The sequence below is a fragment of the Robertmurraya dakarensis genome, assembly GCF_900156875.1.
In the GTDB taxonomy this organism is placed as follows: Bacteria; Bacillota; Bacilli; order Bacillales; family Cytobacillaceae; genus Robertmurraya; species Robertmurraya dakarensis.
This window is the reverse complement of sequence record NZ_LT707409.1, coordinates 2,750,206-2,762,743: the sequence shown is the minus strand read 5'-3', so window position 1 is coordinate 2,762,743 and position 12,538 is coordinate 2,750,206. Positions and strand designations below refer to the sequence as shown.

The following is a 12,538-nucleotide window of genomic DNA, read 5'->3' as shown; positions in this document are numbered from 1 at the left end:
TGCCATGACTGATATTAAAAAGGTAAGTACACCACTTACGGATGAAGTTGTAAAAGGGTTAAAAGCAGGTGATCAGGTTTCGATTACAGGCGTGATTTATACGGCTAGGGACGCAGCTCATAAGCTATTAACCGAGGCAATTGCAAGTGGAGAAGAGCTGCCGGTAGATTTTACGAATCAAGTAATCTATTACGCAGGACCTACTCCAGCAAAGCCAGGAAAAGTAATTGGATCATGCGGGCCTACTACGAGCGGGCGGATGGATGCTTACTCACCAACGATGATGGAACAGGGCCTAAAAGGAATGATCGGAAAAGGTCCAAGAAGCAAAGAGGTTATTGACAGTATGATCAAAAATAATGTCGTTTATTTCGCAGCAATTGGCGGAGCAGCAGCCTTAATCGCTGATTCCGTAAAAAGTGCGGAGGTAGTGGCGTTTGATGATTTAGGTCCGGAAGCTATCCGCCGTCTTGAAGTCGTTGATTATCCTTGTATTGTAGCGATCGATTCAGAAGGAAATAACTTATACGAATTAGGTGTGCACCAGTATCGTGTTACAGAGTAAATTCATGAACTATGCACCATTCATGCACCGTTCGATTTTCTCCACAAATGGGGAAGCTTGAACGGGCATGTGAGAAAAGACTATTACAAGGGGGATTCACCCAATGTTGAAATACGATGTAGTAATCGTAGGAGCTGGCGGTGCGGGAATGATGTCAGCCCTATATGCCAGTAAAGATCCTAATTTAAGCGTAGCTGTACTTAGTAAAATTTTTCCGACTCGTTCACATACAGGTGCTGCACAAGGCGGCATCAATGCAGCAATGGGATATCGTGATGCAACAGACTCCATTGAAAAGCATTTTCGCGATACCGTTAAAGGAAGCGATTTCTTAGCTGACCAGGACGCTGTTGAGTTTTTCACCACTCATATGCCAGAACTTATTTCAGAGTTAGATTACATGGGGGTACCATTCTCTCGTGATGAAAACGGAAGGGTTGCACAGCGTCCATTCGGAGGAGCTTCAAGCCCAAGAACCTGTTATTCAGCCGATAAAACAGGGCATGTTATCCTACATGCTTTATATGAACAATGCTTAAAAAATAAGGTAAACTTTCATAATGATTGGTATTTATTGTCATTATCAGTTGACAAAGGAAAGTTTCAAGGATTGGTTGCCATGGATATCCGAACAGGTGAAATTCATGCCATCCAAGCAAAATCAGTGGTCATTGCTACTGGTGGATTTGGACGTGTCTATTGGAGCCGAACAACTAATGCGATCAATATGACTGGAGACGGAACGGCAGCCTGCTTTGATGTCGGTATCCCAATAAAAGATCCAGAATTCGTTCAATTTCATCCAACTGGCCTAGCTTCTACGGGTGTACTGTTATCGGAAGCTTGCCGCGGAGAAGGCGGATATTTAATAAATAAAGATGGAGAAAGATTCATGGCACGCTATGCTCCTGAAAAAATGGAGCTTGGACCACGTGATCTTGTTTCCCGCAGTATTGAGACAGAGATTAAAGAAGGCAGAGGTTTCGGTGACGGAATGGGATCCTATGTATTGATGGACCTGCGTCATTTAGGAAAAGAAAAAATTATGGAACGCTTGCCGCAGGTGCGGGAACTGGCGATGGATTTCGAAGGCGTAGATTTAATTACAGATCCGGTGCCTATTCGCCCAAGCTGCCATTATATGATGGGTGGAATTCATGTAAGTGATTACAAAACATGTGCAACTCCAATCGAAGGGATCCATGCTGCTGGTGAATGCTGTGCTGTTTCCATTCACGGAGCTAACCGCCTAGGAGGCAATTCAGTAGCTGATGTGGTGCTGTTTGGTAAATACGCAGGACTTGGCGCAAGGGATACCGCGAAGAAGCGCAGCTTTACTGATGCTAAAAAGCTTCAACAAGATGCAGAAAATTGGGTGAAAAAATTCAAAAAGATGCGCGAGAAGAAAACAGGTATTAACATGTTCGAAATCCGTGACAAGATGGCAGAGACGATGTGGTACAACGTAGGAATCTTCCGAACGGAAAAAGAAATGCAAAAAGCATGCGACACAATTGAAGTTTTACTAGAACAATTTAAAGAAGCTTATATCGGAGATTCTTCTGAAAAATACAATATGGCGTTTATCAACTATGTGGAAATTGGCAATCTATTAAAATTAGCAAAAGCAGTCGCGATGGGGGCTATTAATCGGAAGGAAAGCCGCGGGTCACATTCCCGAGGTGATTATCCAACCCGTGATGATGAGAAATTCTTAAAGCATACGCTCATTCATAACGAAGGCAAAAAATATCGTCTCGAGTATAGCCCAGTTACCATTACGAAATATCAGCCGGAGGAGCGGAAGTATTGATGAGAAAGATACATTTTAAAATCAAACGATTCGATGGGAACAAAGAATGGTATCAGGATTATCAATTAGCATATGAAAAAGGGAAGACGATCCTTTGGGCTCTTACCTCTATCCGTGAACAGTTCGATCCCACACTGGTCTTTACATCAGCTTGCCGACATGCTATTTGCGGAAGCTGTGGAGTTAAAGTGAACGGATCATCCTACTTGGCATGTAAAACATCGCTTGATGAAGTCCTTGATACATTCAAAACAGACTACTTAACTTTTGAACCAATGGGAAGTTTTGAAGTCATTAAAGACCTCGCCGTTGCGTGGGAGCCAAAGATGGAGAAAATGGAGAAAGTGAAGCCATGGTTAATTCCATCAGTAGAAGGAGATGTTGAAGGAGGTTTTATTCAAAGCGAAGAGGACTTTCATCATATTGCTTCCCCGACAGACTGTATTCTCTGCGGGATCTGTGCTTCAGAATGTAATCAATTGGCTGTGAATGATGGAACATACCTAGATCCATTTATTCTAAATCGTGCTTACCGTTTCGCAGTCGATTCGAGGGATGGTTCCCCTGAGGAGCATATTCGACCTGTTATTGAAAATGAACTATGGAAATGTATGCACTGCATGCAGTGTGCAACGAGTTGTCCAAAAGGGATTCCGCTAACAGAGCAAGTTGCTTTCTTACGTCAGGAATCAATTAGAATGGGTGAAGTTAATAACCAGGGAGCAAAGCATGCTTTCGCATTTGTGAACGATGTTCGTACAAAAGGACGATTAAATGAAACGATGCTGCCGATTAAGACAGATGGTCTTTTCAAAACGGCAACAACGAAGGTTCCTTTTGCACTGAGAATGATTAAAAAAGGAAAAATTAACCCATTTCATATGCCAAAAGCAGTTGAAGGAATTAAAGGGGTTCAAGAAATTTATAAGTATGCTGAGGAGGTCGAAAACCGATGAGATACGCTTTCTTTCCAGGATGTACGTTAGAATCGGCTGAAGAAGAATTAATGATATCCACCCTGAAAGTTGCAGAGGCATTGGGAATTGAACTGATTGAGTTAAAGGGATGGACATGCTGCGGGGCAAGCCATATTCAGGACGTGGATGACTTCTTAGCTACCTCAATCAACGCACGCAATATCGCCTTGGGTGAAGAGCTGGGAGTATCGAAAATTATTACAGTATGCAACACATGTACACTCATGCTTCGCACTGCAAAGGATAAGCTGGACCGCAATGATAACCTTAAAACGAGAGTTAATGAAAGCCTGAGAGGGACAGGCATGCAGTATAAGGGAAATACGGAAGTGACCCATTTATTGTGGATGCTGATTGAAGAATATGGGCTTGAGAATTTAAGGAAGAAAGTCGTTCGCCCATTAACAGGATTAAAAGTTGCGAACTTCTACGGCTGTCATATTTTAATGCCGCCGAAAATTATGGGCTTTGAAAATCACCGTAATCCACAATCAATGGAAATGGTAGCGGAAGTACTTGGAGCCGAAAGTGTTGAATTTGATCAAAGACTTGCTTGCTGCGGCTTCCATTCCGTCTTTCCTGCCGAAAAAGAAGTTATGGGACTAACGGGAATGAATACCTTATCATCTAAAACATCTGGTGCTGATTGTTTAGTAACACCTTGTCCGCTGTGCCAAATGCAGCTTGATGCTTATCAGCCGGATGCTCAAAAAGGCTTTAAGGAAGATATTACGATGCCAATTCTTCACTTACCGCAGCTGATTGGGCTGGCGTTAGGTCTTTCACCTGAGGAACTTGCGATTCAACGTCATGTGGTTGATGCGATTCCAATGCTAAGACGGAGTTTGCAGCTTGTCTAAAAAGTTAGAGAGAAATGAAGTGTTTCATCTAAAAGGGGATATTTTCTATGAAATATACCTATGAAAAGAAGGCAAAATTGGTCGGGAATATTGAAAAAGGGATGCTGTGGCTGCTCAATCGCGAGGATGACTGGATCCACGATCAGTACGGCGAAAGCTATATCTATTACGGAACTATTCACTCCAGCAGAGAACCGTTTCATCCGCTATCCACATCCATTACAGGTTATTTTCAGGATCATGATTCAAAGCTGTGGATAAAAGTAAAAGGAGGATTAGCAAAATTTACGCCAGGAGAAATTGAAAAGTGCTGGTTCGGACAAATAGAAGAACAGCTTCATGTAAGAATAAAGACGGGCATTTATAAATATTATAAAAAAACAAAAATACCACTATAACCACAATGAGGATCCTTACAAGGGTCCTCTATTTCATTTTTGCTGAAATAGACAAGAAATGTGCAGTTATAAGCATCCTTTCTGTTTTATCATAATAGAGAAGTCATAAATAAAGCGGTGGAAGAGTTGCGAAACAAGTTATCTTTGAAGCTCATGATCGTCCTATTGGTTTGTATAGTTGTGCTGATGTCACTGTTGATGATGAATATACGTGCTGATAAAGCGGTTTCAGATAGAGTGAAGAAACATAAAGAAGAAGTCGCCTTTCATGTCTCAAGAATCATAGCGAACGCCCCCATAGTCATTGGCGGATTGGAGGGGATAATTCCTGAGCCCCGTATTCAAGATTACACAGAAAAGTTAATAAAGGAGCTCGATGTTCAGTTCATTGTTGTCATGGATATGGATGGAGTCCGTAAATCTCACCCAGACCCCGATGAAATTGGGAAGAGATTTAAGGGCGGTGACGAGGATCCTGTTCTTTCTGGAAAGGAATATGTTTCGATATCAGAAGGAACTCTCGGTGTGTCGTTAAGAACGTTTACGCCTGTTTATAATTCAAATGGGACACAGATAGGCGCGGTTGCTGTAGGAGTACTAATCGACGAGCTGGAGAAAGAAATCCTCTCCGTTCAAAAGGATAATGCGATTGGTATCTCTTATGGTCTATTAATCGGAATTTTTGGTGCTGTAGTAATTGCTCATTTTATAAAAAAAATCTTATATGGACTCGAGCCATTTGAAATTGCGAAAATACATCAAGAGAGAAATAGGATGTTGGAATCTGTTCGTGAAGGAATTATTGCAGTTGATCATACCGGGAATATCACCATTGTAAATAGATCAGCTGAGGAAATTTTTAAGAAGACAGGGATGGATAAAATTGAGACAGGAAAGCATATCGATCTGTTCGTCAAGGACTCAGTGTTGGTGCGTGTTTTAAAGACTGGGGAATCACTTGAGGATGAAGAATCTCAAATCAAAGATGTGAAATTATTAATTAACTCGGTCCCGATTATTGTTAATGGAAAAATAGCCGGCGCCATTTCTACCTTTAGGGACCAATCAGAAGTTCGTCTGCTGGCGGAACAGCTCTCGGGTGTAAAGCATTACGCAGAAGTTTTACGTGCGCAATCACATGAATTTATGAATAGGCTTCATGTCATTTTAGGGCTATTAACATTGAAGGAATATGACAGCATGTCAAATTATATCAACAGAATTGTCCACAACAGCCAGGATGAGATGGAGAATATTACGAGAAAGATTAAAAATCCGTACCTAGCAGGTTTTATCATTGGGAAGCATAGTGCAGCCAGAGAGAAGGGGATCGCTCTAGAACTTTCGATTGAAAACGTAATCCCTAATACAAATAATCAGGAGTTTACCCATGACTTGATTACGATCATGGGAAATCTTATTCAAAATGCTGCCGATGCCGTTGAAAAATCAGAAGATAAAAAGGTATCGATGTCACTACTTTTTGATGGGGAGCTTTTAACTGTAGTGGTTGAAGATTCAGGTGTAGGCATTAGAGAAGTTGATAAGGGTAATTTATTTGATAAAGGTTTTTCCAGCAAGGGTGAAAAGAGAGGCTATGGACTTTATTTGGCGAAAAAGTCAGCAGAAAAATATGGCGGGTGCCTTGCGTTTACTTCTGAAGAAAACAAAGGAACTATATTTGTATTGGAAATACCGTATAATGCAGGGAGAGATCAGACTTGATTAAGGTATTTATTGTGGAAGACGACCCAATGGTTGCAGAACTAAATAAGAAATTTGTTGATTCATTAGAAGGCTTTCAAACAGTTGGGGTGGCAGGAAGTGTAATGGATGCCGCGAGGTTTTTAGAATCAAATATAGTTGATTTAATTCTTCTAGATGTTTATATGCCAGGTGGGACAGGACTTGAGCTATTGAGAATCATAAGGGAAAATGACAAGAAAATCGATGTTATTCTGATAACAGCAGCATCAGATTTAATCACCGTTCAAGATGCAGTTAGGCTGGGCGCAATTGATTACCTGATCAAGCCCTTTTCATTCATACGGCTGAGTGAAGCTCTTCATTCCTATCAGGATCGGAAAAGTTTAATGAAGGGGAAAAGAGCTTTCTCCCAAGCTGAACTGGATAAAAGCTTTTTTTCAAAACAAACATCCTCAACATCCAAGGAATTACCAAAGGGATTGACGAAGCCAACATTAAGAATCATTCTTACCGAAATGAAGAAATTAGAAGGCATAGCTTTTGAATCGGAAGAGCTTGCTAAAAAAACAGGGATTTCAAGTGTTTCGGTTAGAAAGTATTTGAACTTTTTAAGCGAAATAAATGCATTGGATGCCAGGGTGTACCATGGTTCCGTTGGGCGTCCGAGTATACATTTTTTATATAAAGCGGAAGATGAGTGTAAGATTGCTGAGTTTTTTTAGGAAAGTTGAAATGAACAATCCTTGCTGGAAATCAGCAAGGATTGTTTGATGTAATTTAACGGCTAGCTTCAGGGGAAGGTTCGGTTTGCTCGTTCGGTTTAAACAATAGACCGAGGTTGATTAAACCAGCAAGTCCGACTAATCCATAGACGATTCTTGCCAGTCCTGAATCCTGTCCTCCAAAGATAGAGGCAACAAGATCAAATTGGAAGAATCCGATTAACCCCCAGTTAATGGCCCCAATGATGGTAAGAATTAATGCAATACGTTGAATTGTGCTCATGCTGTACCTCCTTATATTTGGGATTACCTATAGTGTGATTTTTTTAAAAGAATATTATGCATATGCAATGGTAATCCTTAAAAAATCGTAATTTTTGCATTCACAAAAAAGATGAAAGATAATAAGTACCTGAAGGAGGATGATTTAAACATGATCAATTTTACATATTGGAACCCAACGAAATTAATCTTCGGAAAAGGGCAGCTAGAAGCGTTAAAAGATGAGGTACCGAAGTACGGCAAGAAGGTTCTCCTTGTTTACGGCGGCGGCAGCATTAAGCGCAGCGGACTTTATGATGATGTCATGTCATTGTTAAAAGAGCTGGGTGCTGAAGTCTTTGAATTGTCAGGTGTAGAGCCGAACCCGCGTATTTCTACCGTAAGAAAAGGTGTGGAGCTTTGCAAAAAGGAAGGAATAGAATTTTTACTAGCGGTAGGAGGCGGCAGTGTTATTGACTGCACGAAAGCAATCGCAGCCGGAGCAAAATATGATGGCGATGCATGGGATATCGTCACGAAAAAAGCATTCGCGAAAGAGGCACTTCCGTTTGGAACTGTGCTGACACTTGCTGCAACAGGTTCTGAAATGAACGCTGGTTCTGTTATTACAAATTGGGAAACAAAGGAGAAGTATGGCTGGGGAAGTCCTGTGACATTCCCGAAATTCTCGATCCTTGATCCTGAAAATACCTATACTGTGCCAAGAGACCAAACTGTCTACGGCATTGTTGATATGATGTCACATGTCATCGAGCATTATTTCCACTTGGAAGAAAATACTTTATTGCAAGATCGTATGTGCGAGGGCCAGCTTCTTACGGTGATGGAGTCGGCACCAAGGCTGTTAGAAAACTTGGAAAGCTATGAAGAGCGAGCAACGATCCTTTATAACGGAACAATGGCACTAAATGGAATGTTCTCGATGGGTTTCCGCGGTGATTGGGCTACACATAATATTGAGCACGCTGTCTCAGCGGTTTACGATATTCCTCATGGCGGCGGACTGGCAATTTTATTCCCGAATTGGATGAAGCACAACTTGAATGTGAAACCTGAGCGCTTTAAAAAGTTAGCTGTCCGCGTCTTCGGTGTTGATCCAACAGGAAAAAGTGATGAAGAAGCTGGCCTGGAAGGAATCGAAAAACTCCGCGAGTTCTGGAACAGCATCGGTGCACCTTCCCGCTTAGCGGATTATGATATTGATGACAGCCAAATCGAAGTAATGGCCGATAAAGCGATGGTTAACGGTGAATTCGGTAACTTTAAAAAATTAAACCGTGATGATGTGCTTGCGATTTATCGCGCTTCTTTATAGGTGAAATCGTCATTATTGTAGAAATAACGTGTCGTTTCGGCACGTTATTTTTATTTTTAAATAGTATGTAAAATAATGTCTTTAATTGGACACGCTTACAATATCAGGGTTTCTTGATTACGGAGCAAAGATTGTTTAGAGTGTAAAAGAATACATAGAATTTAGGAGGATCAAGGATGACAAAGTTGCGTTTTGATTACTCGAAGGCACTATCCTTTTTTGGAGAACATGAAATTGAATATATGAGAGATTTCGTTAAAGTGGCTCACCACTCCCTGCATGAACAAACAGGAGCGGGAAGTGATTATTTAGGCTGGATTGACCTTCCGGTTGATTATGATAAAGAGGAATTTTCAAGAATCCAAAAAGCGGCAGAAAAGATAAAAGGTGACTCTGACGTTTTATTGGTGATTGGAATTGGCGGTTCTTACTTAGGGGCGCGTGCTGCGATTGAAATGCTGCAGCATAGCTTTTATAATGCTCTTCCGAAAGAAAAGCGGACAACACCTCAAATCATTTTTGTTGGGAATAACATCAGCTCCACTTATATGAGAGATGTCATGGACCTGTTGGAAGGAAAAGATTTTTCTGTGAATGTGATTTCAAAATCTGGGACGACTACAGAGCCAGCAATTGCTTTCCGGATTTTCCGCAAAATGTTAGAAGAAAAATACGGTGCGGAGGAAGCTCGGAAACGCATTTATGCCACGACTGATCAAGCTCGAGGTGCTCTTAAAACACTCGCCAATGAAGAAGGCTATGAATCGTTTATTATCCCCGACGATGTGGGTGGCAGATATTCGGTGTTAACTGCGGTTGGACTTCTGCCAATTGCGGCGAGCGGTGCTGATATTGAAGCGATGATGAAGGGTGCGGCTGATGCCCGTGAGGAGTTCAGCGAATCAGAACTTGAAAATAACCTTGCTTATCAGTACGCAGCTGTTCGTAACATTTTACTGAACAAAGGAAAAAGTATTGAAATGCTCATCAATTATGAGCCAGGTCTTCAATATTTTTCAGAATGGTGGAAGCAGCTGTTTGGTGAAAGCGAAGGAAAGGATCAAAAGGGAATTTTTCCAGCATCTGCTAATTTCTCAACCGACCTTCATTCATTAGGTCAGTATGTTCAAGAAGGTCGCCGTGACTTATTTGAAACGATCATTAAAGTGGAAAATCCACGTCACGAACTAACCATTGAAAAAACGGAAAACGATCTCGATGGCTTGAACTATCTCGCTGGAAAAACAATCGATTTTGTCAATAACAAAGCGTTTGAAGGAACGCTGCTCGCCCATACGGACGGCGGAGTGCCGAACCTGATTGTATCCATCCCGAAACTTGATGAGTACACATTCGGCTACCTAGTTTACTTTTTTGAAAAAGCATGTGCGATGAGCGGTTATTTATTGGGAGTTAATCCGTTCGATCAGCCTGGGGTTGAAGCTTATAAAGTGAATATGTTTGCGCTGCTCGGCAAGCCTGGGTTTGAAGAGAAGAAGGCGGAGTTGGAGAAGCGGTTGAAATAATTTGTTTGTCTTTTTGAAGAAATAAGTACTTGCAAATGGGGTGAGAAAGTGATTTTCTCACCCTATTTCTGTATCAATGTTTTGGACAAATTAAAATCTAATCGTGTTTGAAAAATAAGCGGAAGAATTCCGCTTATTTTGGGAAATACCGATATTTCCTTAACAATAAGGGCAAATTTTCCCGTTATATGGTCCAAATCATTGGATTTTACCTTAATTAGAAAGGATAAGCGGAATTTCTCCATTTATTTCTGCCTATTAAGCCTCCCCACTATACTTTAACGGTAAATTCTACGCCTAAAAGGCATGGCAGATTTTTCTTGCCATGCTTTTTGTAAGTTATTTAACCTGTATTTTCGAACCCGTTACTTTTTAAAGACTAACACTCTTTTTTTGGGGGAAACTAAGCCAAAAGCTTGAAAGGGGTTGCTGTCATGATTGAGATTCCTTCAAAAGTAGAAGGCAGACAATTTGATTTGTATAAGCTCGAACAGTACTTGAAACCGCTTGGTTATTCGATTGGAGGTAATTGGGACTACGATCACGGTTATTTCGATTACAAGTTAAACGATGAAAATGGTTACCAGTTTGTACGGTTGCCATTTCGGGCGGTTGATGGTCAGCTCGATTCTAGAAACTGTACCGTAGAGCTCGGGCGTCCTTTCTTACTCTCTCATGTGTACGAGGTAGGCATAGACGAAGAGGTCGACGATGCCGGTACCCTTAACCAGTTCCAGGAACCAATCGACAAGGACGCAGAAGTTCCTTATCAATATATTGACGCAGGGAAAGCGTTAGTGTCCGAGCTTGAAGTAACATTGTTAAATGAATAGCTATGATGCAGGTGTGATGACGATAAGTACATCGTGATCTTTAATGATAAAATCTGGGGGAGGATTCACAGTCGTGTTTGCTCCTCTTTTTATCCCTAATAAAATCGAGTCTTCCTCCAATAAAATCTTACTGGCATCGTTAAACTTCTTGTTGATAAATGGTTCTGAAGAACGGGAAACAATTCTGCTTCCATCTAATTGCTCAAGCAAACTCAGCAGTGATTCTACACGGCCCTCAGTTTTTAAGCTGTTCAACATAACCGAACTTGTTATGTTATTCGATTGAATGACAATATCCGCACCCGCTCTTTTCGCATTTGCGGCTTGCTCCGCAGTAAGCACCTCAACGACACAAGGAACCGTGTTGTTACAGCCTTTAATGGCTAGCAAGGTAAGAATCGTATTCATATCTGCCTGCAATTCATCACGATTTTGATCAGCTGTAATGAGCACCTTTGAAGCATCCTCAATATTAGCCTTCAACAGGGTCTGATCGGTATGGGATCTTCCCTGAATAAATTGCACATGGTAATCAGAGAAAGGGTTCTTTTTCAACGTCTCGTCAATTAAGACAATCGATCCTTTGTAATGGAATTCTAAGAATTTATGTATAACTTCACGGGATCGCTCATTCCAGCCGATAATGACAATATGATCTTTTCCTTTAAACGCCACTTTTCCCTCCAGAAAATCAGTCTGTCTTGTCACCGCTGATGTCGCAAGTGAAATAAGATAAGCTGAGAGAAAGCCAGCTCCGAAAAAAATCAGCACGATCCCTGTAATTTTCCCAGCTGTCGTTTGCGGTACAATATCTCCGTACCCAACGGTAGACGCCGTGATAATTGCCCACCAGATTCCGTCGAAAATGGTGTGAAACGTTTCTGGTTCAATAAACGTAACGATGATACCGAGAGTTAGAATGACTGTTAAGGCCATCAACAATATTCGAAAAAACATCGGCAGACGTGCAAAAATATGATAAAAATGGTGCGACATGGCCTCTCACTCCAAGACTTAAAATTTCTATTACCATCTTGGTCATTTGTGGGGGAGGCTAAACGAAGGAATGCTAAATTTACTGGTGATAAAAATAACCCTTTCTAGGGTATTGAAGTTTTATGAAGGGAGAAGTCGAATGGTAGGCAGTGCTTCCTCTTTTTCTGTCAGCTTAGCGCTGTTTCTTTGAAAATAGTCTTTTACCTCTTGAATCGATATGCCTAAGTCTCTTGCTTCTTTCATTAATTCAATCCATTCTTGGTCCAGTTGCTCAAAATTTGCCACCCTTTTTACCTCCTATGTGGCAGCACAGCCATCCTAGCACCCTCGCACCTTAGATCTGTAACTTTGCGTCCTCACCTTTCAGCAAGTTTGCCTTTGTCAGTAGTTTGTATTTTTTTAATTTTCACTATTATCGTGTAGTTAAATTATACTACTTTGTGGTTTTGGAAAAAATACCAAAATTATCTAAAAATTAATACTAATTCCGACAAAAGTAGACAGATATCCCAAAAGTTATTTTGTTAAAATGTTTTTTCTCGTG

General features: G+C 41.0%; 13 protein-coding genes and 1 riboswitch. Of the genes, 10 read left to right on the top strand and 3 right to left on the bottom strand.

From position 1 onward, the window contains the following. Positions 1-4: 4 nt before the first annotated feature. The 7 genes from CZ487_RS22205 to CZ487_RS22175 all read left to right on the top strand — a co-directional run bounded on the left by CZ487_RS22205 (position 5) and on the right by CZ487_RS22175 (position 7,042). Positions 5-565 carry a Fe-S-containing hydro-lyase gene (locus CZ487_RS22205; RefSeq protein ID WP_077214431.1) on the top strand — a complete coding sequence of 187 codons (561 nt, stop codon included), beginning with the start codon at positions 5-7 and terminating at the stop codon, positions 563-565. Between the two features lie 103 nt (positions 566-668). Then, on the top strand, positions 669-2,378 hold the full coding sequence (locus tag CZ487_RS22200) for an FAD-dependent oxidoreductase (protein WP_077214430.1): 1,710 nt from the start codon (positions 669-671) through the stop codon (positions 2,376-2,378). After that, complete coding sequence (locus CZ487_RS22195; RefSeq protein WP_077214429.1) at positions 2,378-3,334, top strand: succinate dehydrogenase/fumarate reductase iron-sulfur subunit; 957 nt, start codon at positions 2,378-2,380, stop codon at positions 3,332-3,334. The genes CZ487_RS22200 and CZ487_RS22195 overlap by 1 nt, the downstream gene beginning before the upstream one ends. Beyond that, positions 3,331-4,215, top strand: a complete 885-nt coding sequence (locus CZ487_RS22190) for a CoB--CoM heterodisulfide reductase iron-sulfur subunit B family protein (protein WP_077214428.1) — start codon at positions 3,331-3,333, stop codon at positions 4,213-4,215. The genes CZ487_RS22195 and CZ487_RS22190 overlap by 4 nt, the downstream gene beginning before the upstream one ends. A 47-nt stretch (positions 4,216-4,262) precedes the next feature. Beyond that, a complete protein-coding gene (locus CZ487_RS22185) occupies positions 4,263-4,613 on the top strand; it encodes a hypothetical protein (protein ID WP_077214427.1) in 351 nt (116 codons plus the stop codon). 126 nt (positions 4,614-4,739) lie between these two features. After that, the gene (gene dcuS / locus CZ487_RS22180; protein ID WP_084783349.1) at positions 4,740-6,338 is read left to right on the top strand and encodes a DcuS/MalK family sensor histidine kinase; all 1,599 of its coding nucleotides are present in this window, start codon (positions 4,740-4,742) and stop codon (positions 6,336-6,338) included. After that, the gene (locus CZ487_RS22175; protein ID WP_077214425.1) at positions 6,335-7,042 is read left to right on the top strand and encodes a response regulator; all 708 of its coding nucleotides are present in this window, start codon (positions 6,335-6,337) and stop codon (positions 7,040-7,042) included. The genes dcuS and CZ487_RS22175 overlap by 4 nt, the downstream gene beginning before the upstream one ends. A gap of 55 nt (positions 7,043-7,097) precedes the next feature. Here the strand turns inward: CZ487_RS22175 and CZ487_RS22170 are convergent, their stop codons facing one another. Continuing rightward, positions 7,098-7,325, bottom strand: a complete 228-nt coding sequence (locus CZ487_RS22170; RefSeq protein WP_077214424.1) for a DUF378 domain-containing protein — start codon at positions 7,323-7,325, stop codon at positions 7,098-7,100. A 150-nt stretch (positions 7,326-7,475) separates the two neighbouring features. Between CZ487_RS22170 and CZ487_RS22165 the strand changes: the two genes are divergently transcribed. The 3 genes from CZ487_RS22165 (at position 7,476) to CZ487_RS22150 (ending at position 10,998) form a co-directional block, all read left to right on the top strand. Further along, the gene (locus CZ487_RS22165) at positions 7,476-8,639 is read left to right on the top strand and encodes an iron-containing alcohol dehydrogenase (protein ID WP_077214423.1); all 1,164 of its coding nucleotides are present in this window, start codon (positions 7,476-7,478) and stop codon (positions 8,637-8,639) included. Positions 8,640-8,815: 176 nt separating this feature from the next. After that, positions 8,816-10,165: a glucose-6-phosphate isomerase gene (locus CZ487_RS22160; protein ID WP_077214422.1), complete on the top strand. Its 1,350-nt coding sequence runs from the start codon at positions 8,816-8,818 to the stop codon at positions 10,163-10,165. Positions 10,166-10,599: 434 nt separating this feature from the next. Next, positions 10,600-10,998 carry a YugN-like family protein gene (locus CZ487_RS22150; protein WP_077214420.1) on the top strand — a complete coding sequence of 133 codons (399 nt, stop codon included), beginning with the start codon at positions 10,600-10,602 and terminating at the stop codon, positions 10,996-10,998. On the opposite strand, the gene CZ487_RS22145 is transcribed toward CZ487_RS22150, so the two are convergent. Together CZ487_RS22145 and CZ487_RS26220 are read right to left on the bottom strand one after the other, a co-directional pair. After that, positions 10,999-11,994, bottom strand: a complete 996-nt coding sequence (locus tag CZ487_RS22145; RefSeq protein ID WP_077214419.1) for a potassium channel family protein — start codon at positions 11,992-11,994, stop codon at positions 10,999-11,001. A gap of 120 nt (positions 11,995-12,114) precedes the next feature. Beyond that, positions 12,115-12,279: an anti-repressor SinI family protein gene (locus tag CZ487_RS26220; RefSeq protein ID WP_084783348.1), complete on the bottom strand. Its 165-nt coding sequence runs from the start codon at positions 12,277-12,279 to the stop codon at positions 12,115-12,117. Positions 12,280-12,294: 15 nt separating this feature from the next. Beyond that, a riboswitch (cyclic di-GMP riboswitch) is annotated at positions 12,295-12,381 on the bottom strand. Positions 12,382-12,538 lie beyond the last annotated feature (157 nt).

Coding starts and splice junctions, on each gene's coding strand:
- CZ487_RS22205 (WP_077214431.1), top strand. CDS start 5: ATGACTGATATTAAAAAGGTAAGTACACCACTTACGGATGAAGTTGTA.
- CZ487_RS22170 (WP_077214424.1), bottom strand. CDS start 7,325: ATGAGCACAATTCAACGTATTGCATTAATTCTTACCATCATTGGGGCC.
- CZ487_RS22190 (WP_077214428.1), top strand. CDS start 3,331: ATGAGATACGCTTTCTTTCCAGGATGTACGTTAGAATCGGCTGAAGAA.
- CZ487_RS22150 (WP_077214420.1), top strand. CDS start 10,600: ATGATTGAGATTCCTTCAAAAGTAGAAGGCAGACAATTTGATTTGTAT.
- CZ487_RS22200 (WP_077214430.1), top strand. CDS start 669: ATGTTGAAATACGATGTAGTAATCGTAGGAGCTGGCGGTGCGGGAATG.
- CZ487_RS22195 (WP_077214429.1), top strand. CDS start 2,378: ATGAGAAAGATACATTTTAAAATCAAACGATTCGATGGGAACAAAGAA.
- CZ487_RS22145 (WP_077214419.1), bottom strand. CDS start 11,994: ATGTCGCACCATTTTTATCATATTTTTGCACGTCTGCCGATGTTTTTT.
- CZ487_RS22160 (WP_077214422.1), top strand. CDS start 8,816: ATGACAAAGTTGCGTTTTGATTACTCGAAGGCACTATCCTTTTTTGGA.
- CZ487_RS22165 (WP_077214423.1), top strand. CDS start 7,476: ATGATCAATTTTACATATTGGAACCCAACGAAATTAATCTTCGGAAAA.
- CZ487_RS22185 (WP_077214427.1), top strand. CDS start 4,263: ATGAAATATACCTATGAAAAGAAGGCAAAATTGGTCGGGAATATTGAA.